The 22,583-nt window shown below is 45.3% G+C and carries 24 protein-coding genes and 3 pseudogenes; 7 read left to right on the top strand and 20 right to left on the bottom strand.

What is annotated here, in order from left to right:
* Positions 1 to 18: 18 nt before the first annotated feature.
* Genes ACH97_RS02085 through ACH97_RS02070 form a run of 4 tightly spaced genes read right to left on the bottom strand, consistent with a single transcriptional unit; the run spans position 19 to position 1,792 of the window.
* A complete protein-coding gene (locus tag ACH97_RS02085; RefSeq protein ID WP_003184717.1) occupies positions 19 to 342 on the bottom strand; it encodes a hypothetical protein in 324 nt (107 codons plus the stop codon).
* Positions 339 to 1,046 (bottom strand): DUF5081 family protein, encoded by a 708-nt coding sequence (locus tag ACH97_RS02080; protein ID WP_048350683.1) that lies wholly within the window; start codon positions 1,044 to 1,046, stop codon positions 339 to 341. Before ACH97_RS02080 ends, ACH97_RS02085 begins: the two co-directional genes overlap by 4 nt.
* A gap of 17 nt (positions 1,047 to 1,063) precedes the next feature.
* Positions 1,064 to 1,414 carry a WXG100 family type VII secretion target gene (locus ACH97_RS02075; protein WP_020452734.1) on the bottom strand — a complete coding sequence of 117 codons (351 nt, stop codon included), beginning with the start codon at positions 1,412 to 1,414 and terminating at the stop codon, positions 1,064 to 1,066.
* Between the two features lie 18 nt (positions 1,415 to 1,432).
* Positions 1,433 to 1,792 (bottom strand): hypothetical protein, encoded by a 360-nt coding sequence (locus ACH97_RS02070; protein WP_020452735.1) that lies wholly within the window; start codon positions 1,790 to 1,792, stop codon positions 1,433 to 1,435.
* Positions 1,793 to 2,085: 293 nt separating this feature from the next.
* On the opposite strand from ACH97_RS02070, the gene ACH97_RS02065 reads away from it, so the two are divergent.
* Both ACH97_RS02065 and ACH97_RS23675 read left to right on the top strand, forming a co-directional pair.
* Complete coding sequence (locus ACH97_RS02065) at positions 2,086 to 2,295, top strand: zinc ribbon domain-containing protein (protein WP_003184724.1); 210 nt, start codon at positions 2,086 to 2,088, stop codon at positions 2,293 to 2,295.
* 22 nt (positions 2,296 to 2,317) lie between these two features.
* Positions 2,318 to 2,491 carry a hypothetical protein gene (locus tag ACH97_RS23675; protein WP_020452736.1) on the top strand — a complete coding sequence of 58 codons (174 nt, stop codon included), beginning with the start codon at positions 2,318 to 2,320 and terminating at the stop codon, positions 2,489 to 2,491.
* A gap of 20 nt (positions 2,492 to 2,511) precedes the next feature.
* Here the strand turns inward: ACH97_RS23675 and ACH97_RS02060 are convergent, their stop codons facing one another.
* A complete protein-coding gene (locus tag ACH97_RS02060; RefSeq protein ID WP_041817298.1) occupies positions 2,512 to 3,993 on the bottom strand; it encodes an alkaline phosphatase family protein in 1,482 nt (493 codons plus the stop codon).
* A 16-nt stretch (positions 3,994 to 4,009) separates the two neighbouring features.
* The gene (locus ACH97_RS02055) at positions 4,010 to 5,143 is read right to left on the bottom strand and encodes an MGDG synthase family glycosyltransferase (RefSeq protein ID WP_043054450.1); all 1,134 of its coding nucleotides are present in this window, start codon (positions 5,141 to 5,143) and stop codon (positions 4,010 to 4,012) included.
* A 99-nt stretch (positions 5,144 to 5,242) separates the two neighbouring features.
* Here ACH97_RS02055 and ACH97_RS02050 point away from each other — a divergent pair, with 99 nt between their 5' ends.
* A complete protein-coding gene (locus tag ACH97_RS02050) occupies positions 5,243 to 5,791 on the top strand; it encodes a YkoP family protein (protein WP_020452739.1) in 549 nt (182 codons plus the stop codon).
* 46 nt (positions 5,792 to 5,837) lie between these two features.
* Here the strand turns inward: ACH97_RS02050 and ACH97_RS02045 are convergent, their stop codons facing one another.
* The 3 genes from ACH97_RS02045 to ACH97_RS02035 form a co-directional block, all read right to left on the bottom strand.
* Positions 5,838 to 6,653, bottom strand: coding sequence for a metallophosphoesterase (locus ACH97_RS02045; RefSeq protein ID WP_020452740.1), 816 nt, complete (start codon positions 6,651 to 6,653; stop codon positions 5,838 to 5,840).
* Between the two features lie 126 nt (positions 6,654 to 6,779).
* The gene (locus ACH97_RS02040; RefSeq protein ID WP_020452741.1) at positions 6,780 to 7,610 is read right to left on the bottom strand and encodes an undecaprenyl-diphosphate phosphatase; all 831 of its coding nucleotides are present in this window, start codon (positions 7,608 to 7,610) and stop codon (positions 6,780 to 6,782) included.
* 82 nt (positions 7,611 to 7,692) lie between these two features.
* Positions 7,693 to 8,838: an AI-2E family transporter gene (locus ACH97_RS02035; RefSeq protein ID WP_020452742.1), complete on the bottom strand. Its 1,146-nt coding sequence runs from the start codon at positions 8,836 to 8,838 to the stop codon at positions 7,693 to 7,695.
* A gap of 212 nt (positions 8,839 to 9,050) precedes the next feature.
* On the opposite strand from ACH97_RS02035, the gene ACH97_RS02030 reads away from it, so the two are divergent.
* Positions 9,051 to 10,037: a Gfo/Idh/MocA family protein gene (locus ACH97_RS02030; protein ID WP_020452743.1), complete on the top strand. Its 987-nt coding sequence runs from the start codon at positions 9,051 to 9,053 to the stop codon at positions 10,035 to 10,037.
* 44 nt (positions 10,038 to 10,081) lie between these two features.
* On the opposite strand, the gene ACH97_RS02025 is transcribed toward ACH97_RS02030, so the two are convergent.
* From ACH97_RS02025 to ACH97_RS24365, 8 genes and pseudogenes are all read right to left on the bottom strand, one after another.
* Positions 10,082 to 10,606, bottom strand: coding sequence for a type 1 glutamine amidotransferase domain-containing protein (locus ACH97_RS02025; RefSeq protein ID WP_020452744.1), 525 nt, complete (start codon positions 10,604 to 10,606; stop codon positions 10,082 to 10,084).
* A 131-nt stretch (positions 10,607 to 10,737) separates the two neighbouring features.
* The gene (locus ACH97_RS24395) at positions 10,738 to 11,688 is read right to left on the bottom strand and encodes a methyl-accepting chemotaxis protein (RefSeq protein ID WP_404841434.1); all 951 of its coding nucleotides are present in this window, start codon (positions 11,686 to 11,688) and stop codon (positions 10,738 to 10,740) included.
* A pseudogene (locus ACH97_RS24390) lies at positions 11,683 to 12,576 on the bottom strand (HAMP domain-containing protein); the annotation flags it as partial. The gene ACH97_RS24395 and the pseudogene ACH97_RS24390, both read right to left, overlap by 6 nt.
* A 277-nt stretch (positions 12,577 to 12,853) precedes the next feature.
* Positions 12,854 to 13,681, bottom strand: coding sequence for a methyl-accepting chemotaxis protein (locus ACH97_RS24385; protein WP_404841433.1), 828 nt, complete (start codon positions 13,679 to 13,681; stop codon positions 12,854 to 12,856).
* Positions 13,682 to 13,798: 117 nt separating this feature from the next.
* Positions 13,799 to 14,839: pseudogene (locus tag ACH97_RS24380) on the bottom strand (HAMP domain-containing protein); the annotation flags it as partial.
* Between the two features lie 144 nt (positions 14,840 to 14,983).
* On the bottom strand, positions 14,984 to 15,931 hold the full coding sequence (locus ACH97_RS24375; protein WP_371268752.1) for a methyl-accepting chemotaxis protein: 948 nt from the start codon (positions 15,929 to 15,931) through the stop codon (positions 14,984 to 14,986).
* A pseudogene (locus ACH97_RS24370) lies at positions 15,926 to 16,636 on the bottom strand (cache domain-containing protein); the annotation flags it as partial. The pseudogene ACH97_RS24370 and the gene ACH97_RS24375, both read right to left, overlap by 6 nt.
* A gap of 30 nt (positions 16,637 to 16,666) precedes the next feature.
* The gene (locus ACH97_RS24365) at positions 16,667 to 16,966 is read right to left on the bottom strand and encodes an MCP four helix bundle domain-containing protein (RefSeq protein ID WP_411809906.1); all 300 of its coding nucleotides are present in this window, start codon (positions 16,964 to 16,966) and stop codon (positions 16,667 to 16,669) included.
* 131 nt (positions 16,967 to 17,097) lie between these two features.
* Here ACH97_RS24365 and ACH97_RS02005 point away from each other — a divergent pair, with 131 nt between their 5' ends.
* On the top strand, positions 17,098 to 17,835 hold the full coding sequence (locus ACH97_RS02005; protein ID WP_020452748.1) for a protein-glutamine gamma-glutamyltransferase: 738 nt from the start codon (positions 17,098 to 17,100) through the stop codon (positions 17,833 to 17,835).
* Here ACH97_RS02005 and ACH97_RS02000 read toward each other — a convergent pair.
* Genes ACH97_RS02000 through ACH97_RS01990 form a run of 3 tightly spaced genes read right to left on the bottom strand, consistent with a single transcriptional unit; the run spans position 17,815 to position 21,007 of the window.
* A complete protein-coding gene (locus tag ACH97_RS02000) occupies positions 17,815 to 18,870 on the bottom strand; it encodes a nitronate monooxygenase (RefSeq protein WP_020452749.1) in 1,056 nt (351 codons plus the stop codon). The two genes, ACH97_RS02005 and ACH97_RS02000, sit on opposite strands and share 21 nt — an antisense overlap.
* 14 nt (positions 18,871 to 18,884) lie before the next feature.
* Positions 18,885 to 19,286, bottom strand: coding sequence for a secondary thiamine-phosphate synthase enzyme YjbQ (locus tag ACH97_RS01995; protein WP_020452750.1), 402 nt, complete (start codon positions 19,284 to 19,286; stop codon positions 18,885 to 18,887).
* Between the two features lie 38 nt (positions 19,287 to 19,324).
* On the bottom strand, positions 19,325 to 21,007 hold the full coding sequence (locus ACH97_RS01990; protein ID WP_048350481.1) for a glycoside hydrolase family 13 protein: 1,683 nt from the start codon (positions 21,005 to 21,007) through the stop codon (positions 19,325 to 19,327).
* 286 nt (positions 21,008 to 21,293) lie between these two features.
* Here ACH97_RS01990 and ACH97_RS01985 point away from each other — a divergent pair, with 286 nt between their 5' ends.
* Both ACH97_RS01985 and ACH97_RS01980 read left to right on the top strand, forming a co-directional pair.
* Positions 21,294 to 21,884, top strand: a complete 591-nt coding sequence (locus ACH97_RS01985) for a TetR/AcrR family transcriptional regulator (protein WP_016886099.1) — start codon at positions 21,294 to 21,296, stop codon at positions 21,882 to 21,884.
* Complete coding sequence (locus tag ACH97_RS01980) at positions 21,881 to 22,555, top strand: YqeB family protein (protein ID WP_020452752.1); 675 nt, start codon at positions 21,881 to 21,883, stop codon at positions 22,553 to 22,555. The genes ACH97_RS01985 and ACH97_RS01980 overlap by 4 nt, the downstream gene beginning before the upstream one ends.
* The last annotated feature ends 28 nt before the right edge of the window (positions 22,556 to 22,583 follow it).

Raw genomic sequence — 22,583 nt, 5'->3', positions numbered from 1 at the left:
TAGATGATCGCCTCATTTCTATTTCTGAATCTTGTAGAGTTTTTGAAGCTCTTTATCTGTTTCATACATTTTCTCCATCGCATAACTGACAATGTGGGAAGCTATACAGTAATTATCAAACAGCTCCATCGTCTTCCCGAGAATATCCGCGTAGCTTTCAATCGCTTTTGATGCCTGTCCGGCTTTATAAAAATCGGATTCTGAAAGGTTTTTGATTTCTTTCTGAACCCCTTCTGTATAAATATCGCAGATGCTTTTCAGCTTATTGGAAATGGTGATCATTTCTTCAAACTCGAGATGGATGTTTGTACCGCCGCCTCCTGCTCCGCCTTCTGCATTCATAGCATCGCCCTCCCTGCTCTGAAATTGATGTGCAGTGCGTCATAGATCCGGTTGTTCATAATATAAAGGCTGATCCATTCATATCGATCATTTAAAGGATCAACCGAGATGAAATCTTCGCCTTTTGTAAAGTAAAGTGTTGTCGTCTGGAAACCGGTGTCTGCCGGTTTTTGCTGCGAGGCAAGCTTGAACGTTTCCACAGCAAGAACTTCTTTTTGATCAAGATCCATTGCCCTGACTTCGGCTTTTTCAGGGGCGCTCATCGGTTTTGTCAAAAAAGCGAGGTCTTGATCACGCGGCTCTCTTACTAAAAATGACACGTTGGAAATAAGCGATAAATAAACTTCGCGCTTTTCCAAATAATCTAATGTGTAGCCTTTGCCCTGGCTTCTTTCAGTCAGAGCGACAACGCGCTCCTCATCGTCCGGCAAAAATGCGCACATGACGTTATTAAAGCGCACGAATTCTTCGCTTTCTTGATATTGCTTCAGCAGCTTAATCAGAAAAAAAGCGGTCTTGGTCAGCTTGCCTTCCTTTAAAAGGATGCCTTTTTCAATCAGGCTCTCTTTTGCTTTTACTGCACAATCCGGCTCAGCCAAGGCCAGCTGTTCGCGTTCCGGAAGACCGAATATGTAGGTAACTCCGGCTGCTCCTGCTAAAACATAAAGTTCTGCCGCCGACAGCGTATCTGCTTTCACCTGCATGTCATTCTCCTTCCCTGTTATAAGTTTTTGATTTCCTGCACTTCACTGAGCTTTGAAAAATCGTCGATGTGCATTTGCAGTGCATCTAATGCAGCCGTATGATCTTTCAAGGCGTCTTTCATATCGGCATTCAATTCGATAATCAGCTCAAGGTAGCTTAAAAATGCGTCGCGGGTTTTTCCGCTCCATTTTCCGCTTTCAACATACGCTTTCAATTCCTTTGCTTTTTTCAGCGAGTCGCCAACATGTTTTTCGATCGCTTTCGCATGGGAATGCGCTTTTATTGTTCCATTATGTGAAATTTTCACAGTCTCTCCGCTTACTTTCGGATTGGCCGCTTGATAGTTGTAGTATCCATATCCGTCCATGACTCGGCTGTTCCTCCTCTACGCCTTTTTCTCTTCAGCTTCAGCTTTTGCTTTATAATACTCCCACTTGCTTTTCGCCTTCGACTTGGCGCTTTGAATGTCATCGACCATATCTTTAAAATGCTTGACCAATTCCTTCAGCTTGGCATCCTTTTCATGGCGTGTATCCTCAAATTCGTGGGAAGGGATGTTCAAGTCCGGGAGATTGCTGTGGTATGCCTTCAAACTTGCATCAACTTCTGCTAATTTCGTCTTAACATCGCTTTCTTTATCAGATAAAAAGTCGTATAAATTTTTATACTCGTCGCGTTTTCGTTCATTTTCCGTGTAGGATATGTGCAAAAAGTTGCCTACTGAATCCCAAAAACCTTCGCTCAAAGCAGCTGCCCCTTTCATTTATCCTAGTCAATAAAAACTATTTTCCTGTAGTGGATGATATTGTAATAGGTTTATCTTACAGGATGGTCCTAGGCGAATGAATAGGTTAAAAGGATTGTTTTTTTCGACGAAAAAATAAAATAACCGGTCTTCTAGAGATTTTTATAAGTAAAAAGGATCAGTCTGTTTTCCCCTCTTTTCCGACCGGTCATTTCCTGAGAAATATTTTCTTTTGAAGAACATTCCATTATAATGAAGTTGGTCGGATTTTACATCATGAAAGGAGAAGCGCTATGCGTGAACATAAAGGATGTATCAAGTGCGGAAGTACAGATGCGGGGCAAAAAGAAATCGCGACGACCGGCACCGGCCTGTCAAAATTGTTCGATGTGCAGCATAACCGTTTTCTCGTAGTTTATTGCAAAAACTGCGGGTATTCGGAACTGTACAACAAACAATCTTCAACCGCCGGAAACATTCTCGACCTGTTCTTTGGAGGATGACGGCCCGAAAGGAGAAACGGTTATGAGAGAAAAATACGGATTATTGATTGCCATATTTATTTTGGCTTTATGTGTGCACTCCAATATCGTCGTAGAACATGCACTCTTACAGGCGATCATAAAAACAGTCTCACTATTCGTGATGATCGCTTCGGCGCTTGCAGCATTTGTCAAAGGCATCAGACAGCCGTCATAATCACTGGGAGAGGGGGTTAGTCATTGCCCCGTTCCCAGTGATTTGACTAAATCGAGAATCCATTCTTTCACGTCGACAAGGCGATTGTATGCCGGCTTTGTATCGGTTCCGGTGATGATCATGGATACGAGGGAGTCCTGCTTGTGCAATGCACCGTGGCTGGCTCCTCCGACGTGCGTCGGCGACCCTTCGCCGATAAATTCGTATCCAGGCTTTGAATTGGCGATCAAAAAGTCGCCTTCATGCGAAAAAAATGAAGTGTACAGTCTGGCCAGCGCATCGGGAAACTTTCCGTATGTCATGCTGCTTTGCTCGACCGTCAAATCGAGAATGTTTACATCCCCTTCCAGCGTCCACGTTTGTCCAAATTCATCCGTGTATTTGCCTCCCGGCCGAAATGTGAGCTTCCCGTGCTGCTCACCCGAAACGACCTCAATTGAATCCGTTTCATTTTTCCAGCCGATGATGTCGATCCTCTCGTCCTGTTGCAGAATATCCGCGATCCTCGTGAGCGGAAGCTTCGCTTTATCGAGCGAATAGATAAACGCCATTCTTTCGTTAACGGCAAGAACGATGTCATCATCGTCCGTCACGCCTTTCTTTAATTTCACAATGCGAAAGGCGTCCAGAAGGCTTCTCAAATCAATCAATGCTTCTTTTTTATTGCCGCTGATCCAGGCCTGTCCGTTATCCCCCATCACGATCCACATGTGATCCTTTAAAGCGGCTTCCCATGACGGAAAGCTGTCTAAAATCTTTTGAACATGCCGGTCTGCTTTCGCCACCCCCGCTGCGTCGTTTCTCCCGTGTTTATGTACGTGCTGGTCGAGATCGGGAAAATAGACGAGTGTAAGAGGCGGCACTTTGTTTGTTTTGATCAGATGAACCAATTCATTCACAGAAAACCGGTCATTAAAGCCGAATTTTTTGAAAAGCGAGCGGTTTGCCGGATTCACTTTGGAAAAACCGCCGTACGAGAACAGCTGGGACGTGTTGATTTTGACTGATTGGTTTAATCCGGAAATCATTGAAAAAAGAAAGGGAACCTGTAAATAGTTGTCCCGGCTCCCCCTGTGCAAAAGCGCATTGATCGAGCACGTTTCAATTCCTTTTTCATCAAGCTCTTCGTGAAGCGTCTTCACCTGTTGGCTTAAATGAACCTGATTCAAATTGTAAAAGACGTCTCTGGAGGATTGTTTGATGCCTAATTTCAGAAGCTCTCGAATATGGCTGCCATAATTGATGATCCGTTTTTCCTTCGCGTTGTACCACACAAGGCCCGGAACTTTATGGCGGTCGCTGCTCGCCCCTGTAAGCAGTGTGCTGTCAACATTGACGGACATCGTCGGAAAAGGGCTGATCATATCAGGAACATAGCGCCCGTTTTCCAGCAAATATCGCAGACCAGGAGCCTGTCCGGTGTTCACGGCTTCTTGAAGCGGTTCATCCATTAATGAATCGATCAGCAACATGACGACTGATTTCTTGCGGCTCTCAGACATCGTTCTTCCTCCTTCCTTATACGTGAGCATTCCCTAAACCGCTCCGGTTATGAATGATCCCGTCTAAAATGTCGCTGATATCCCGGTCCGATTTTTCGCGCAAATATTGACCAACGCTCATTTGATAGCGTCTGATGTCTTCTTCCGAACGGAAAAAGGAGAGCAGCTGCTGTTCAATCGGCTGCTGTTTTTGCTGATTCAGTTCAATGACAAGGTTTTTCTTTTTCAGAATATCGAGATTCATCTCTTCCTGTCCGGGCAGCGCGTGATAGATGAAAACAGGGAGCTGTTTTTCAATGCACTCGCTGATCGTGACGCCGCCGGGCTTCGTCATGATGCCCGACGCCTCCCCGTATAAGCGGTTCATTTCAGCTTTGCTTTCGATATAAGGCAGCGCTGTAATGTATGGATTGTTTAAATCATGAACATACCGGTAGAGCTTTCGGTTTTTTCCGCATAGTATTTGGTATGCGACATCCCCATTCGGCGACAGCTCCTGCACAAGCTTAAAAATGCCGCCCACCCCCATGCTTCCGCCGGTTATGAGGATGTTGCACACCGCTTTTTTGTCCCCGTTCTGCCCAGGCTTTCTCTCCATTTTATAGGAACGATGCACGGGTATTCCGGTCAAAAAAATCTTCTCTTCATCAACGCCTTCTGCGATCAGCTGTTCTTTGATGTCTTTGATCGGCGCAAAATGATAATCAATCTTTTCTCTTCCCCAAATTCGGTTGACGAAAAAATCGGTATAGACATTGACCACTTTCATGTCGGGAAATCGGCCTTTTAAGCGGTTCAGCAAATAGGAGGGCAATGCATGCGTACAGAACACGATATCAGGCTTTTTTTCCGCAATGATCTGCTGCATATCCTTCAAAAAGATCAGCTCGTACAAGAGGTGGCGCTTTGCGGTTTGATGGCGCCCGCACGCCAGGAGATGATAGACCGAGCTGTAGACTTTCGGAAAATACTGAATCCATGACAAATACGCCGCAGAAGAGGCTTTTTCAAGCCGCCGATAAGCATGTGAAAAAATGTCGATTTTTTCACATTGATGGGATTTGAGAAGCAGTTCTGCCTGCAGTGAATCGGCAACGTGATGATGACCGGTGGAAATGCTTAAAAAAGGGAAAATCAGAATCTTTGTCATCTCCATCCTCCATTTCAGAAGAAAAATGTTTTCCATTTATATTTTTCAAATATCCAGCCAAAATATAAGTGTATTTTTTCAGGAAAGGAAAGTGGCGACTTGAGAAACTGTTTTTTGTCGATTTGGAGTGTAATTGACCCGTTTTATTATTTTTTTTCAAGACTGACACTCATTGATCAAATGAAATCGAGCATTTTTCGCGTCCGTCTCACAAGGTACAAAGGGATCGATGTGGTGTTAAACGATGGGACGGTTATTAAGAAGAACGATGTTCTGATCAAAATTCATCTGCATAATATTAAGCTGATTAAAGAGCTACAAAATATTGAGAGCGCTGTCAGAAGAGGCATCCTCATTTATCAAAAGGCGTACTTTTCAATGCCGATCCTGGCCGAATATGTTAAAAACCATCACCGGACAGACCAAATCAAAGGCATCATCGGCATTACCACACTGCATAAAGGCGTTGAAAGGCTCGGTTTTGAAGCCGTTGAGCCCGCAAACCAGTTTTACAGAGTCTTTAAAAAACTGACGCAGATTCCGATTTTATATTTAACAACAAAGCAATTTTCTCTTCGTAAAATCCCTCCTTCCCAATATTTGTTTATCTCGAAAGAAAAATTGTTCAAGTCCTATCTGCAGAAATAACAAAAAAAAGAGACTGATCCCTCAAAACAGGAACAGCCTCTTCTTTTTATGAAATGTGATGGAACGTCATTTCCGGACGGCTTCCAATGCGGATATTCGCTCCCGTCTGGCCCAATCCCTCGCTGATATAAAACGGTTTGTCATGATGATAGTGAAGACCTTTAATCATATTCATTCGCACAAGCTTTCCCATCTTCAGAAGATGATAAGGCTTCGGCCAATGAATCTGACCGCCGTGAAAGTGCCCTGACAGAAGATAGTCAAAGTGAAATTCCTGCATATCAAGCACAACGTTCGGATCATGCGTCAATACAAGGTTGTACCCTTCCTTCAGCTCTTTATATGAAGCGGCAATATCGCTTCGCTTCGTGCTGTAATCATCAATCCCGATAATGTTGAGTGCCTCACCTTCCACTTCAATCGAGACATGCTGATTTCGAAGGGTGATGCATCCGTTATCTTCCAGCACACGTTTCAGCTTCCGAAAGTGTTCACCTTTCAATACGTAGTCATGGTTGCCGAATACAGCGTACATCCCGTATGCCGGCTTTAGTTTTTGCAAAGCTTTTAAGTAGTTTGCAAGCTTTGGTATATTTCGTTTCCTATCAAGAAAATCTCCTGTTAAAGCAATGAGATCCACTCGTTTTTTATTGGCAAGTTCAAGAATCTGTTCAGGTGAAATCGAAATGTTTTCTAAATGAAGATCAGACAGATGAAGAATGTTCAGCTTTTTCTTTAAAGCGGGAGCCTGGACGCGCTCGACCGAAATCGTGTTGACTTTCACATCTTTTGTATTGTGGTTCGCTTTATAAAAAATAGGCATTAAACCTAAGATAATCAATAGACATGCGATAATAAACATTTCAATATCTCCTCCCTCTTACTAGTATAGTAAGTTGGCAGGCAGTTTTATAGTGGGAAATAATAGGATATCATTCTTTTTACCTATAATAAAAACCGATTTCCAGCTGGAAATCGGTTCGTAATTTTACAGAAACAAAATGAACAGAAGAAGCCCTAAAATGATGCGATAGATGGCAAACGGGACAAGCTTGATCTTATTGATCAGCCTGAGGAAAAAGCGGACGACAAAAAGAGCGACAATAAAAGCGCTGATAAACCCTGTAATAAAGAAAGGAAACAGATCTGCACTTAAATATGCCCAGTTTTTAATTAAAGAGAGCAGGCTGGCTCCCATCATGATCGGAATCGCCATAATGAAGGTGAAATCGGCGGCCGCTCTGTGGTTCAAGCCGAGAATAACACCGCCCGAAATCGTCGAACCCGAGCGCGAGAAGCCCGGCCAGAGCGCCAGACATTGAAACAGCCCCATACCGAGCGCCTGCTTATACGTCATCCGGTCAACCGAATCTGTCGTCTCCGTGCGCCGGTTAATCCAGTCGGCCGCGAGCATCAGCACCGCGCCGGCGATGAGACCGACCGCAACGGTGTGTACGGAAAACAGGTACTGATCGATATAGTCTTCGAATAAAAAGCCGAGCACAGCGGCGGGAACAAGTCCTACAGCGATTTGGGCAATGGAAAGGCGGTTTCCCGATTTTTGCTCTTCCGTCATGTTTTTCTTCACACCTAAGAGGTTGAGAATCCGGTCTTTAAATACGATGGCGACAGCGAGGATGGAGCCGAGCTGAATCACGACTTTAAAGGTATTCGCCGCCTCAGGCGTGAGCAGTTCTTTCGATTTCAGCCAGACGTCGTCAACAATGATCATATGCCCTGTTGACGAAACAGGGGCATATTCTGTTAATCCTTCAACAATTCCGAGTATGATGGCGACAAAAATATCCCAAATGTTCATATGTCATTCCTTTCGCTTCATAAAACTTGTCCTCTAATAAACTATTTATATCGCCTTTAAAAGCCGATTATGCAAGCGGGATTCAGACTTCTTCGTTTTTTTCATAAAGGTGTGAACGCTGTTTAAACCATTCAAACAAATGCGTGACCACCACTTTGATGACCGCGTATCCGGGGATGGCGAGAATGACGCCGATCACGCCGAACAGCTTGGCTGCCGTCAGCAGCACAAAGATGATCGTTACCGGATGGATGTGCAGGTTTTTTCCCATAATTTGCGGCGAAATAAATTTTCCTTCAAACAGCTGCACCACAGTCCAAACGATGATCAGCTTCACAAGCATAAACGGGGAAGTAACCAGGGCAATAATGATTGCCGGCGTGATCGCAATCGTCGGTCCGAGATACGGAACGATGCTCGTACACGCCGCCACAAGGGCCAATAAGGAAGCGTAATCAAGACCGATGATCATATATCCGATAAACAATAGGCAGCCGATACAGAAGCTGACGATGATCTGCCCCCTGATATACGAACTGAGCCGGTGATTCATCTCGGACATCATCACATACGTCTGTTCCCGCAAGCGGACCGGTACGAGCTTCAAAATAAAGAGCGGCAGTTTTTTACCATCTTTCAATAAGTAAAACAGGATAAACGGCACGGTCACAATTGAAATCACGACTTCTGTAACAGCGCCTATGAACGTTCCCACTCCGGTAAATGTGCTGTTTAAAATTGTGGTGGCCTGATCGGATAATTTGCTTGCCAAATCGGTCAGATTGATGTTCAGCGTCTGCTGGACCTGATTAAAAAACTGGCTTCCGATCAGCTGTTTAATTTGGTCTTCCACAATGTGGACATACCTTGGGAAATTATCGACAAGGCTTGTGATCTGTTCCCTTAACAGCGGGATAACGGAGACGATCAAAATCGTGATCAGACCGATGATCACGATATAGAGAAGAAGAATCGAATAAATCCTTTTCACATTTTTCCGCTCTAGAAAATCAACGATCGGATTTAACAAATAATAAACGACACCTGTCAGTACGACAGGCAGAGCGATGGTTTCCACAAGGACGATGAAAGGCGTGAAAATAAACGATGCTTTTGTAAATACAAGGATGTTCAATCCGATCAAGAGCAGAACGAGCAGAAACAAAACGAATTTATTGTCTAAAAAAAACTTCTTAAATCTGCCGCCCCACATATTCAAAGAGTCCATGGCGATCCTCCATTAACATTGGTTTTATACATTAAATTGTACACTATTACTCCTCATACTAAAAATAAAACCATTGCTATTGGTCTTTTTTTCCGCTTGCAAACGTTTATTGATGATATACATATACGCCGGTGTTTCCGGCTTTTTGCCTTTCGCCGGCAAAAGAAAACACTGTATAATAAACATATCCTACAGCGAAAGGGGAAAATAGCATGATACGGTTCGGGGTAGTCGGAACAAATTGGATCACCGACCGGTTTCTTGAAGCGGCCCGTTTGGTCGGCGATTTTCAATTAACCGCGGTATATTCAAGGAGCGGGGAGCGCGGACGTGAATTCGCGCAAAAATACGGGGCAGAGGCGGTTTTTACCGATATCAGCGAAATGGCTGAGAGCGATGTTATTGATGCGGTATATATCGCAAGTCCCAACTCTTTACATAAAGAACAGGCCGTCACATTCATGAAAAGCGGAAAGCACGTCCTGTGCGAAAAACCGCTTGCGTCCCATGTCAAAGAAGCGGAAGAAATGGTAAAAACAGCGCAGGAACACCGCGTGACATTTATGGAAGCGATGAAAACGACATTTCTTCCGAATTTTAAAAACATCGAACGCAACCTGCACAAAATCGGCAAAGTCCGCCGTTTTACAGCAAGCTACTGTCAATACTCTTCCCGCTATGACGCCTATAGAAACGGAACCGTCTTAAACGCATTTAATCCGGCTTTATCGAACGGTTCCCTGATGGATATCGGCGTCTATTGCGTCCATCCCGCGATCGTCCTGTTCGGCAAGCCCCTCGAAGTAAAAGCAAACGGGCTGATCCTTGAGTCGGGGGCGGACGGTGAAGGAACAGTGCTGTTAAAATACAAGGAACATGAAGCTGTTTTGATGCACTCGAAAATCTCCAATTCCTTCACGCCTGCTGAAATTCAAGGGGAGGAAGGCTGTATTGTCATTGATAAAATCCACCGACCTGAAAAAGTCGACATCCGCTATCGGGACGGACGGGTTGAACATCTTACGCTGCCGGATGACAAACCGGCCATGTTTTATGAAACAGAGGAATTCATTCATTTAATTAAACAAGGGCGGATCGAGTCTTCGCTTAACACATTTGAACGCTCTATCAACACCTTGGCGGTCATGGATGAAGCCCGCAAACAGATCGGTCTCGTTTTCCCCGCTGATCAAAAATAACAAATGAGCCGCCTCGATTCGAATGAACGGGCGGCTCATTTGTTTTAGGATTGCGCCAAAAGATCGGCAAAGGCTTTGACATAGATCGGCAGGTCCGGCGGGCGGCGGCTTGACACGATATGACCGTCGACGACCGCTGCTTCATTTACCCATACTGCTCCGGCATTTTCCATATCGTCTTTGATCCCAGGTGTGCTTGTGACTTTCCTGCCTTCCAATATTCCTGCGGAAATCAGTACCCAGCCGGCATGGCAGATTTGCCCGATAGGCTTCTTCCTTTCGTTGAACCACCGAATCATCTCCAGTACCTCGGGATATCTTCTGAGCTTGTCAGGCGCCCAGCCTCCCGGAACCAGAACTGCGTCGTATTCCTCAATATTCATACTTTTCAGCTCATAATCAGAGACAGCAGGTACGCCGTATTTGCCCTTATATTCATGATCCGCTTTTTCGCCAACGAGGTGTACGATCGCGCCTTCTTCCCTCAGCCTTAAAACTGGATACCACAGTTCTAAATCTTCGAAGTCATCGCTGACAAGCGCGATCACTTTCTTGCCTTCAAGTCGCATGATTTATCCCTCCTGTACAACCAGTGTACGATAGATGGCAGTCTGTTTAAACCTATTTATCCCCTTCCCCGTCACTTTTTAAAAATGCTTTTCCCGCGTAAAAGGCTGCCGGATCGCCGGCAGCCTGATGTTTAGTCAATCTTAAATTTTTTCGTCAAATCGCGCAGTTCTTCAGCCATTTGTTCAAGCGTAGCCGCAGAAGAACTGATTTCTTCCATTGAAGCGAGCTGTTCTTCAGCCGAAGCGGCGATGTCTTGAATGCTTCCTGAGCTTTCACGCGATACGTCTGCAATTTCTTCAACCGCTCCCGCGACATGCTGTGACCCTTCTGACAGCTCTTCAACTGCCGCATTCATCGTCTGCAGCTTGCCCGCGATTTCGTTTGTCATGTCATAAATCTGCTTAAAGCTTGTATCTGTTTCGTCTGTGATGGTAAGTCCCGACTGTACTTCACGGTTGACGTCCTGGAACATGTCCAGCGACTTTCCGATCTCATTGACGATTTCCTGAATGAGCGCTTCGATTTCTTTTGCCGATGAGGCGGATTGCTCAGCCAGTTTGCGCACTTCTTCAGCCACTACTGAAAACCCTCTCCCGGCTTCACCGGCTCTTGCGGCTTCAATTGCAGCGTTCAACGCGAGCAAATTCGTCTGATCTGCGATGCCGTTGATCACCCGCAGGATTGCCGTAATGTCTTTTGACTTGCTTTCAAGTCCTTTCACGACGGATTCTGCCTGTTTAACGGAATGATCGATGGAATTCATTTGTCCGACCGTTTTTTGAACAAGCTCTCCGCCTGTACCGGCAATGTCTGTCGATTGAATGGATGATTCTGTAATCGATGCTGAAACTTTGGACATTTCATGCAATTGGCTGTTCATGTCAGCCAGCTGCTGTGCACTGACTTCCACTTTCTCGTTTTGGCTTTCGTTTCCGTTTGAAAATTGTTCGATCGCAGATGTAATATGTTCTGTCGCCTTGCTTGTCTGATCCGCGCTCGCGGTCAGCTGCTCTGACGAAGAAGCGACGTTTTCAACTGATGTCTGAATGACGCTGATTAAAGAGCTCAGCGATTCGGCCATTTCGTTGAAGCTTGATCCGAGCTGTCCGATTTCATCTTTTGAACGGACAGTGATTTTTTGCGTCAAGTCGCCTCCGCTGATGCTTTTCGCAGAGGAAACGAGTTCGCGGAGCGGACCTGTGATCGATCTGATGATGAAAATCATCAGAAGCACACCGATGATGATGCTGACGCCCAACGTAATCAAAGCTGCATTCAACACAGGCTGTGACGCTTCTTTTAGTTCAGTGATATACATGGTTCCGCCGATTTTCCAGCCGGTCAGTTTATTGGTCGCGAATGCCATCTGCTTTTCGCCGTCAGACGTATATTTGATTGTTCCTTTGTCATTGGCGTATACTTTTTCAACCCAGCTGCCTTCGATGTCTGAGCCCGCATCATGTTTCGGGTGGGCGACAAACTTTTTATCGGCGCTGGTGATAAAGGCAAAGCCTTTTTTCCCGATGGTCACGCGTTCTGTCGCTTTAATGAGCTCTTCGATTTTCATATTGACGGCGACCACGCCGGATCCGTCTTCATGCATCTTGGCGATGGTGATAACCATCGTTCCGGTTGACGCCGTTTTGTAAGGGTCTGTAATAATGACTTCGCCCTTGTGTTCGGCGGCTTTTTTATACCAGTCCCGCTCTACCGGATTATATCCGCTCGGCATTTCCTGATCCGGGTAGCGGATGAACTTTCCGTCCTTTGATCCGGTAAAGATCCCTTCAACATCGGGATGGAGCTTGGCGAACTGTTCGAATTTCACTTTTAAAGCGTCGCTTTCTTTTCCTTTAAAAGAGTTTTCTTTAATGAACCCGCTGAAATAGGACATGGCATTTGTTTTCTGGCTGATATTCTGATTGATGATTTCGTTCAGCTGATTAACGTTTTCGCGCGCATTGTCCATGATTTCTCCGTCAAGCGTACTGCTTGCCGTTTGATACGCGCTATAGGAGAGGACGATGATTGGAACAGTTAAAATAAGCAAGAATGAAAGAATTAATTTCTTTGCAATGGAGGGACGTTTCACCCAATTTATAATATTTTCCATAGAATTGTTGACTCCTCTTTTCTGTTATATTTCTAATATCGGATTCTTTTAAAAGTTTTTATACGCGTTTTATAACTTTTTATAGTCTAAAATAACTAAAAAAACATCCGGAGGAAAACCGGATGTTTTAAAGCTATTCAATCTTAAATTTCCGTGTCAAATCACGCAGTTCTTCAGCCAGCTCCGCCAATGTGGTGGAAGATGCGCTGATCTCTTCCATAGAAGCGAGCTGTTCCTCGGCTGAAGCGGCGATGTCCTGAATGCTTGCCGAACTTTCTTTCGATACATCAGCGATTTCTTCGACCGCGCCCGCGACTTGGCGGGAACCTTGCGTCAATTGTTCGACAGCGGCATTCATCGTCTGCAGCTTGCCTGCGATATCATTGGTCATATCGTAAATCGTTTTGAAGCTTGTCTCTGTTTCATCTGTGATTCGAAGTCCTGACTGTACTTCATGATTGACCGATTTGAACATGTTCAGGGAGTTGTCGATTTCCTTGACGATTTCCTGAATTAAATGTTCAATTTCCTTCGCCGAACCGGCGGATTGTGCGGCGAGCTTCCTGACTTCTTCAGCCACTACCGAGAAGCCGCGGCCCGATTCCCCGGCCCTTGCCGCTTCGATCGCTGCATTGAGCGCGAGCAGATTCGTTTGATCGGCGATTCCGTTAATCACACGCAAAATGCTTGTGATGTCTTTTGATTTGGCTTCGAGCCCTTTGACGACCGCTTCCGCTTGCTTGACAGACCGATCGATCGAGTTCATTTGGCCGACCGTCTTTTGAACAAGCTCTTCCCCTTTGCCTGCAATCTCAGTCGATTTCAGCGACGCATCAGTAATCGCGGCTGAAGTTTTTGACATGTCATATAACCCGTCGTTCATTTCATTCAGCTGATGCGAGCTTGCTTCGACTTTTTCTTTCTGGCTTTCATTACCGTCAGAAAACTGTTCAATGGCCATTGTAATATGCTCAGTCGCTTTGCTTGTCTGCTCTGCGCTGGCATGAAGCTCTTCAGATGAAGAAGCTACATTGTCAACTGATGATTGAATGACGCTGATTAAAGAGCGCAGCGATTCGGCCATTTCATTAAAGCTTGTACCGAGCTGACCGAATTCGTCTTTTGAACGGACTGCGATTTTTTGTGTCAAGTCGCCGCCGCTGATGCTCTTTGCGGATGACACGAGCTCGCTTAACGGCTTGCTGATTCCGCGGATAATGAAGTAGATGAGAATCCCGCCGAGCACGATCGCGGCTGCCAAAATGATGATCGCCATGTGGAAGACAGGCTGAGCAGCCTCTGATATCTCATCCGTGAACATCGTTCCGCCGATTTTCCAGCCGGTCAGCTTGTTCGTCGTAAAGGCCATTCTCTTTTCTTTTCCTTCAAATGTATATTGAAAATCACCTTTTTCACTGCCGTACATTTTTGTAACCCAGTCGCCTTTGCCTTCGGTTCCGGCTTCGATCTTCGGATGAGCGACATATTTTTTATCATTGCTTGAGATAAACGCAAAGCCGCTTTTTCCGATGTTGACGCGTTCTGTCGCTTTGATAAGTTCATCGATTTTCATGTTAACGGCAACAACCCCTGAGCCGTCCTCCGTCTGCTTTGCAATCGTAACGACCATCGTTCTGGTCGACGCTGTTTTATAAGGGTTTGTGATAATCGCTTTTCCTTTATTTTCAACGGCTTGCTTATACCAGTCCCTATCCGCCGGGTTATAATCTTTCGCCATTTTTTCAGCGGGATAGCGGATGAACTTGCCGTCTTTTGAACCTGTGTAGATCGCTTCCACATCCTGGTTCAGCTTGGCGTACTGCTCGAATCTCTCTACAAGTGATGCGTTCCCTTTTTCTTGATAAAGCTTTTCATTCACCCAGCCGCTGAAAAAAGAGACGGCCTGCTCTTTCTTTCCGATATTCTGGTCTATGATCTCATTCAGCTGTTCGACATTATCGCGCGCGCTTCTCATGATTTCCGTTTCAAGAGAGCTTCCCGCCGTTTGGTACGCACTATAGGATAAGGCCAAAATCGGCAAAGTTAAAACCAATATAAAGCTGAAAAACAGCCTTTTTGAGATAGACGGACGTTTAAGCCAGTCCAATACCTTTTTCATTTGATATAACTCCTTTAGCTTCTAGATTATGAAACTAATATCGGAGCTTTCATTTACTTTTGCATATTAAAAAACTTTAAAAAGTATTTCTGAAGATTCTTAAAAAAGAGCTTAAAAAAGAGGCTGACCAGCAGCCTCTTTTCATCAAATTTTAAACTTTTTCGTTAAGTCGCGCAGTTCTTCAGCCATTTGTTCGAGCGTCGCAGCGGATGAGCTGATTTCTTCCATTGAAGCCAGCTGTTCTTCCGCTGAAGCAGCGATGTCTTGAATGCCGGCAGAGCTTTCACGCGATACGTCGGCGATCTCTTCGACCGCGTCGGATATTTCGTGAGAACCTGTTGACAAATGCTCTACTGCGGCGTTCATCGTCTGCAGCTTGCCTGCGATTTCGTTCGTCATGTCGTAAATATGTTTAAAACTCGTTTCCGTTTCTTCCGTAATTTCGAGCCCTGACTGTACTTCTTGGTTGACCGATTTGAACATGTTGAGCGAATGTTCGATTTCCTTGACGATATCCTGAATCAACTCTTCGATTTCTTTTGCCGATCCTGCTGATTGGGCCGCAAGCTTTCTGACTTCTTCAGCGACAACCGAGAATCCTCTGCCTGATTCGCCGGCCCGCGCTGCCTCTATGGCGGCGTTCAGCGCCAGTAAATTCGTTTGATCAGCGATTCCGTTTATGACGCGCAGGATCGCGGTGATATCTTTCGATTTCGCTTCTAGCCCTTTGACAACCTGTTCGGCCTGTCTGACGGACTTGTTGATCGAATTCATCTGCCCGACGGTTTGTTGGACGAGCTCTCCGCCTGTTTCGGCAATTTCCGTCGATTTACCCGAGGATTCTGTAATCGATTCCGATACGCCTGCGATTTCATTCAGCTTGTCATTCATTTGGCTGAGCCGCTGGGAGCTCGCTTCGACTTTTTCATTTTGACTTTCAGCGCCGCTTGAGAACCGCTCGATGGCTAATGTAATGTGCTCCGTCGCTTTACTTGTCTGGTCGGCGCTTGCCGTCAGCTGCTCTGATGAAGATGCCACATTGTCGACCGATTCCTGAATTGTGCTGATCAGCGAACGCAATGAGTCAGCCATTTCGTTGAAGCTTGCGCCCAGCTGTCCGAATTCGTCTCTGGAGCGGACATCGATTTTTTGTGTCAGATCTCCTTCACTGATGCTTTTTGCAGAAGAGACGAGTTGATTTAAAGGCTTGCTGATCGCGCGGACGATAAAGTAAACAAGAATGCCGCCCAGAATAATCGCGCCTGCCAATGTCATGACTGCCATGTGAAGCACAGGCTGTGCAGCGTCTTTAATCTCTGCTGTATTCATCTCTCCGCCGATTTTCCAGCCTGTTAGTTTATTGGTCGTGAAGACCGTTTTCTTTTCTTTGCCTTTTTCATTAAATGTGAACAAGCCGCTCTCTTTGCTGAACATCTGCTCTGTCAAATCGGCTTCTGCTTCTGTGCCGGCTTTCATTTTCGGATGGGCGACATACGTTTTCCCTTCGCCGATGATGAATGCATAGCCGGTTTTTCCGATGCTGATGCTGTTTGCCGATTTGATCAGCTTGTCAATGTTTAAGTCAAGGGCGACTACGCCTGATCCGTCTTTGTTCTGCTTGGCGATCGTGACGACCATATGGCCTGTTGATGCAGACTCATAAGGTTCAGTTACAATCGTTTTCCCTTTTTCCTGGACAGCCTGTTTGTACCAGTCGCGTTCTACCGGGTCATACCCGTCAGGCAATGGAGCATTCGGATATTGTGCGTAAACGCTATCCTCCGAACCGGTGAATACGAGTTCGACGTCGGGATTTTGTTTTGCAAATTACTCAAACCGCTGTTTAATGGCGGTCTGCCCTTTCTCTTTGTACGCTTTTTGATCAATCCATTCGCTGAAATACGCAATAGAAGTCTCCTTGCTGCCGATATCTTGCTGAATGATGTCGTTCAGTTCATCGATATTGTCTTTCGCACTTCTCAAAATCTCATCCTCAAGCGTGCTGCTGGCCGTAAAATATGAAGTAGCCGAAAGAACCAAGATCGGAATTGTTAAAATGAATATAAATGAAAAAATTAATTTTTTAGAAATAGAAGGCCGTTTCATCCAATTTAAAAGCTTTTTCATGTGTGATTCCCCTTTCTCTACTTTTATCGGAGACGGGATCTATTTTTTAAGTAAAAAAAGCGGAAAATTAGACCGTTTTCCTGCCCAAGCATCAGGCATACGCTAATAAAAAAGGGAAAAGGGTGTATCCTATGATAAGTGTTTCGGGCTACTGGCTCCGTCCTGAGGATATCGAAAAACTGAATGTCAGTCAGACGCAAAGAGACATTGCCAACCGGATGCTGGCCATGCCGTCCAGATATAGATACGGTTCAATCTCAGAACTGTTATTTGAGCTGAGATTCAGAGTGCATACCGTCGAATCAGCCAGAGAGCTGATCAACAGCGGAGCAAAGTTTGCCACCTTTTCAAAGACATACGGGAATGAAGAGTTTTGGAGGGTGACGCCTGAGGGGGCTTTGGAGTTGAAGTACAGAGCGCCGGCTTCAAAGGCGATTCGAAATATTTTCGAAAGCGGCTCTCTTTATGCTTTTGAGTGCGCAACTGCGATTGTCATCATTTTTTATATGGCGCTCCTCAAAACGATCGGCGATCAGACATTTGACCGGAATTATCAAAGAATCATTTTATACGATTGGCATTATGAGCGGCTGCCGATCTATACGGATAAGGGGAACGACTACCTTCCGGGAGACTGCCTGTATTTCAAGAACCCTGAATTCGATCCCGAAAGACCGCAGTGGCGCGGAGAAAACGCTATTTTACTTGAAAATAATCTCTATGCGGCACACGGTCTGGGGATCTTAAGCGGCGAAACGATCATTGAAAAACTGAACGGGCTGAGAAAGCCTCATGCACAGACGTCCGCCTATCTGCTTTCTCAAGTGACACGGGTTGATATTCCTGCATTAATACAAATGATCAGATAGCACATCGGCAGGCGCAAGCTGATCCATCAGCTCCTTCACCGTCGTTAGCCGGACGGAGGCCCGCACGCCCTGCCCGGACCACAATGACATGCCGTCCGGATTCCCTTCAAGCTTCGCCTGTTTTCTCATCGGCTGCGTCAGCGTATTTTGCAGAGGATAAGGCAGCGCTTCAACTTCGTCCGGGCGCCTGTCTTCCATCCATTGATTGACGATGCCTCTTGCCGGCTTCCCTGAGAACAAACGGGTCAGCCTTGTGTCTGTTTCAACCGCTTCGAGCAATTTTTGTTTGTATGCAGGGTGTGTTCCGCTTTCTTCGCACGTCAAAAAAGCGGTGCCGATTTGAACGCCCTGTGCGCCGAGGGCAAAAGCTGCCGCAACACCTCTTTTGTCAAAAATGCCGCCCGCTGCAATAATCGGAACCGACACATGATCTGCCGCTTGGGGAATTAAAGCCATCGAGCCGACAGCGGGTTCTCCCTTCGTTTTCAAAAAGGCACCCCTGTGGCCGCCAGCTTCACTTCCTTGAACAACGATGACATCCATCCCCAATTCTTCAAGCATCAAGGCTTCTTCAACCGAAACGGCGGTGCCCATTAAACAGCAGTTTCGGTCTTTCAGTTCTTTGACGGCATCGGCCGGCGGCGGGCCAAACGTAAATGAAACGGCGCTGACCCCTTCCCTTAAAATGATTTCGATTTTCTCGTAAAAATCGTCCCAATCGTGTTTCTCTTCTGGCACGGGTGAAGCCGAATGCGCATAAGGTATCTTCTCTTTCCACCCTTCATATTCTTCCCGTCTGACGTTTTCCCGTTTTTCCGGAATGAAGAGGTTGACTTGAAACCCGGCTGATGTCAGCTTTTTAGTCTCCAGAATCTGTCGTTGAAGAACTTCCGGCGTCAAATAGCCGGATGCAAGGCTGCCTAAGCCGCCGCAATCTGATACGGCGGCGGCGAGCCTTGGTGTTGTCGGTCCACCCGCCATCGGCGCCTGGATCACAGGCTTTGATAAAGAGAGACGTTCCATGAACTGATTCATTTTATTTTCTCCTTTCAATCGGCTGTGATTTTAAAATAGCATGTCCGGTGCCTCGGGCCGTCGAACTCGCAAAAATATATGCCCTGCCAAGTCCCGAGGACAAGCCTGCCCCCTTCAATGATCATATGTTGCGATGCCCCGACCGTGCTCGCTTTCAAATGCGCCGCAGTATTCCCTTCCATATGGCGGTCAAGCTCATGTTCCCACGGATACACTTCATCGAACCGTCTCAGCATATCGCGTTTAACATCGGGGTCGGCATTTTCATTAATCGTTATGCCTGCCGTTGTATGCGGACAATAGACAATAACAGTGCCGCTGGAAACGCCATTTTCTGAAATGAATCTTTGGACGTCATTTGTAATATCAAGCATTTCATCGCGCCGGTTTGTTTGAATCTGTATTTTTTTCAACATACGAATCCGCTCCTTTCCTGGCACCCTTTCTCTATTCGTTATAAATCGCCGATTTCCTGTCTGATCATGTAAACGCGCGCCTCATAAGGCTTCATCACAAAAGATGTAAGGTGCTTGTGCGCGTTGATATCAGCATTTGACAGCAGCAGTCCGTCCGTACATAACGGGTATGCGGGATGGTGGTAATACGCCTGGCGCGCGCTAAGGTTGACGATCACGATGGCCGTTTCTTCCCGAAGCTTCCGCAAGTATGCGAAAATCTGCCGGTCCTCAGGCAAGAGCAGTTCATATGATCCGTCGATGAAGACGTCATACCGCTTTCTGATCGCGATCAACCGTTTATAAAAATGATAGACTGACCGGGGGTCATGCTGCTGATGAACTGTATTGATCAGCTTGTAATTTTCGTTCATGCAGAGCCACGGTTCTCCTTTAGTAAAGCCGGCATTTGGCCGATCCGTCCATTGCATCGGCGTGCGGGCGTGATCCCTGCTCTTTTTCCAAACCGCCTTCATGATGTCTTCGTGTGAGCGGCCCTTTTCTTTTTGAATCCGGTAATCATTTTTAATCGATACGTCATCATAATCATCTATATCGAAGAAAATCGCGTTTGTCATTCCGATTTCCTGCCCTTGATAAATAAACGGGGTGCCTTTCATCAAAAAATACATCGCAGCTAAGGCCTTGGCGCTGTCTACTCTGTATTTCCCGTCATCTCCCCAGACTGAAACGGCCCGGGGTTGATCATGATTTTCGATAAAAAGCGCGTTCCACCCTTTCCCCTCAAGAGCCGATTGCCAGTTTGACAATATCCGCTTGAGTTCGGGGAGATCGAGTTCTCCGCCTTCAATCCCCCAAAGACCGAGGTGTTCAAATTGGAAAATCATGCTGAATATCCCGTTTGATTCTCCAACCCAGTACTCCGCTTCTTCAGCGCTGACACCGTTTGCTTCGCCGACTGTCATGATATGGGGATACCCGGCGAACGTATTTTCTTTTAGTTCCTGCAATAACGCTATAATCCCGTCGACATTCATATGATAAGCAAATGAAGGCACAAAAGAGAGCCCTTCCGGATTCGGCAGATCCGGAAGTCCTTCTTTTTTCTTAATGTGTGAAATCGCGTCAACCCTGAACCCGTCGATTCCTTTTTGAAGCCACCAGTTGACCATGTCATAAAGAGCGCTTCGCATGTCACTGTTTTCCCAATTCAGATCCGGCTGATTTTCGTGAAACAGGTGCAGATAATATTGCTCTGTTTTTTCGTCATAAGTCCAGGCTGAGCCGCCGAATATGCTTTCCCAGTTGTTCGGTTCGCTCCCGTCCTTTCCGTCTTGCCAAATATACCAGTCCCGCTTCCCGGAATTCCGCTCTGCCCTTGATTCGATAAACCATGGATGTTCATCGCTCGTATGATTGATGACGAGATCGATGATCAGTTTCATTCCGAGCTGATGCGCTTCAGTCAGCAGAGCGTCAAAGTCGTCCATCGTGCCAAATTCCGGCATAATGCTTTGATAATCCCTGATGTCATAACCGTTATCGGCATTGGGAGAATCAAAGACCGGACAAATCCAAATGGCATCTGCCCCGAGCTCCCTGATATACGGAAGCTTCTCTCTGATCCCGTTGATATCTCCGATGCCATCCCCGTTCGAATCCATAAAACTGCGCGGATACACTTGATATATGACAGCCTCTTTCCACCATGCCCTTGTCATTCAAACACCCCTTGTTGTATGAATAAAATATTTTTAGACTCCGAACATAAACATCCTATAAACTTTGATATACCAACGATTATACGTTTCTCAATACTAAATATGCTTTGCGGCTTATAAATCCTTTGAAGGCAGCAAGGGTGATGGCAAGAGTAGGTGAAAGAAGCTTTAATCCTTTTGAAACGGAGCATCTGTTAATACAGAATATGTAAAGCATAAATTACAGTTGCTTTTTTACCTATCGGTAAGTAAAATAAATATACAGATTATGCTAAGGATGATTTCAATGAAAAAGAAAATGAACACCCAAGATGCGATTGTTGAAGCAGCATTTACTCTTATTGCCCAACACGGCCTAAAAGGCACGAGCCTTTCAATGATTGCATCGGAAGTCGGCATTTCTAAACCGGCTATTTACTATTATTTCCCTTCTAAAGAAGAGCTGGTGGATTATCTATTTCACATTGTATTTGATGATCACAATTTCTCTGAATTTTTTTCAATCAATGAGTACACGAAGGAGAACTTTAAAAAACGATTAATAACAGACGGCATACGCTATTTTGAAGAGTATAAACATAACTCTCCTGCTTTAAAAGTGGTACACGAGTTTGTTTTAAGTGCAGCACAAAAACCAAGATATGAGAAAAAGCTTAAATCTATCATGGAACAATTCTTAGAAGGTTTTGAAGCTTTGCTTTCTTACGGTGTCGAACTCGGTGTCATCTCTTCTAAAAACACCAAAGTGAATGCACACTCCCTTGCCCTGATCATTGATAATTTGGGTAACTTTATGATTTTAGGAATCGAGATGGATTATAAAAAAATATGGGAAACAGCAGTCAGTCATGTGATGAAAGGCAGTGAAAGATTTTGAATCAGGAAACGATTATTGGATTATCTAAAATAGAGAAAACCTTATATTGGATCATTCCACCGGTTTTAGGAGCTGTTCTTGGATGGTTTTTGCCTGTTATAGCCGATTGGTTATTGACCATTCCAATCGTTCCTTTTAAAGGGCCTTTGGAATTTATCACATCACTAAACAATTTCTGGGTTTCAATTATCGCTGCAGTTATCGGAATCGTTGCCGGCCTATTTTTTTCACAATATATTTTCACTGAAATTCTTCAGGTGTTCATCTCTGATCAAAATGTGAAGCTGTTGTTTAAAGAGAAAGAAGTAGTGATTGAGAAAAAAGACATTTCTGCAGTTTATCTTGAGAATAAGGATCTTGTTGTTCTTGATCATAAGGGTACTGAATTGTACCGTGAACAACTTGAATCAAAGAGAGCCCTTGCAGAAAGTGCTTTTAAACATCACGGCTATAAATGGGCAGACGAAGATCCTTTTAAGAATGAGTATCAACGCTGGGTTGCGGATCACCCCGATTTTCCCTCGCATATCAATACGCTACTTTTAGCCAGAGAACGAGCTTTACTGGATAATAAACATGAAGAAGCAAAAATTCTGCGCAAAGACCTGGCAAAGCTTGGAGTGGTTATACAGGATGAAGATAAACGGCAATACGTAAGGATGGTATCGTAATATTTCAGTTGCGAACGCCTAAAAAAGA

This window comes from Bacillus paralicheniformis (assembly GCF_001042485.2).
In the GTDB taxonomy this organism is placed as follows: Bacteria; Bacillota; Bacilli; order Bacillales; family Bacillaceae; genus Bacillus; species Bacillus paralicheniformis.
This window is presented reverse-complemented; position numbering and strand designations above follow the sequence as displayed.

What these genes read in the sequence shown, in the direction of transcription:
- ACH97_RS01990 (WP_048350481.1), bottom strand. Translation starts at nt 21,007, where the DNA reads ATGACAAGGGCATGGTGGAAAGAGGCTGTCATATATCAAGTGTATCCG.
- ACH97_RS02025 (WP_020452744.1), bottom strand. Translation starts at nt 10,606, where the DNA reads ATGCGACTTGAAGGCAAGAAAGTGATCGCGCTTGTCAGCGATGACTTC.
- ACH97_RS24395 (WP_404841434.1), bottom strand. Translation starts at nt 11,688, where the DNA reads ATGGCCGAATCGCTGAGCTCTTTAATCAGCGTCATTCAGACATCAGTT.
- ACH97_RS02060 (WP_041817298.1), bottom strand. Translation starts at nt 3,993, where the DNA reads ATGTCTGAGAGCCGCAAGAAATCAGTCGTCATGTTGCTGATCGATTCA.
- ACH97_RS02075 (WP_020452734.1), bottom strand. Translation starts at nt 1,414, where the DNA reads ATGGACGGATATGGATACTACAACTATCAAGCGGCCAATCCGAAAGTA.
- ACH97_RS02040 (WP_020452741.1), bottom strand. Translation starts at nt 7,610, where the DNA reads ATGAACATTTGGGATATTTTTGTCGCCATCATACTCGGAATTGTTGAA.
- ACH97_RS02045 (WP_020452740.1), bottom strand. Translation starts at nt 6,653, where the DNA reads ATGTTTATTATCGCATGTCTATTGATTATCTTAGGTTTAATGCCTATT.
- ACH97_RS02035 (WP_020452742.1), bottom strand. Translation starts at nt 8,838, where the DNA reads ATGGACTCTTTGAATATGTGGGGCGGCAGATTTAAGAAGTTTTTTTTA.
- ACH97_RS24375 (WP_371268752.1), bottom strand. Translation starts at nt 15,931, where the DNA reads ATGGCTGACTCATTGCGTTCGCTGATCAGCACAATTCAGGAATCGGTC.
- ACH97_RS01985 (WP_016886099.1), top strand. Translation starts at nt 21,294, where the DNA reads ATGAAAAAGAAAATGAACACCCAAGATGCGATTGTTGAAGCAGCATTT.
- ACH97_RS02065 (WP_003184724.1), top strand. Translation starts at nt 2,086, where the DNA reads ATGCGTGAACATAAAGGATGTATCAAGTGCGGAAGTACAGATGCGGGG.
- ACH97_RS24385 (WP_404841433.1), bottom strand. Translation starts at nt 13,681, where the DNA reads ATGGCCATTGAACAGTTTTCTGACGGTAATGAAAGCCAGAAAGAAAAA.
- ACH97_RS24365 (WP_411809906.1), bottom strand. Translation starts at nt 16,966, where the DNA reads ATGAAAAAGCTTTTAAATTGGATGAAACGGCCTTCTATTTCTAAAAAA.
- ACH97_RS23675 (WP_020452736.1), top strand. Translation starts at nt 2,318, where the DNA reads ATGAGAGAAAAATACGGATTATTGATTGCCATATTTATTTTGGCTTTA.
- ACH97_RS02080 (WP_048350683.1), bottom strand. Translation starts at nt 1,046, where the DNA reads ATGCAGGTGAAAGCAGATACGCTGTCGGCGGCAGAACTTTATGTTTTA.
- ACH97_RS01995 (WP_020452750.1), bottom strand. Translation starts at nt 19,286, where the DNA reads ATGTTGAAAAAAATACAGATTCAAACAAACCGGCGCGATGAAATGCTT.
- ACH97_RS02030 (WP_020452743.1), top strand. Translation starts at nt 9,051, where the DNA reads ATGATACGGTTCGGGGTAGTCGGAACAAATTGGATCACCGACCGGTTT.
- ACH97_RS02055 (WP_043054450.1), bottom strand. Translation starts at nt 5,143, where the DNA reads ATGACAAAGATTCTGATTTTCCCTTTTTTAAGCATTTCCACCGGTCAT.
- ACH97_RS02000 (WP_020452749.1), bottom strand. Translation starts at nt 18,870, where the DNA reads ATGAATCAGTTCATGGAACGTCTCTCTTTATCAAAGCCTGTGATCCAG.
- ACH97_RS02085 (WP_003184717.1), bottom strand. Translation starts at nt 342, where the DNA reads ATGAATGCAGAAGGCGGAGCAGGAGGCGGCGGTACAAACATCCATCTC.
- ACH97_RS02005 (WP_020452748.1), top strand. Translation starts at nt 17,098, where the DNA reads ATGATAAGTGTTTCGGGCTACTGGCTCCGTCCTGAGGATATCGAAAAA.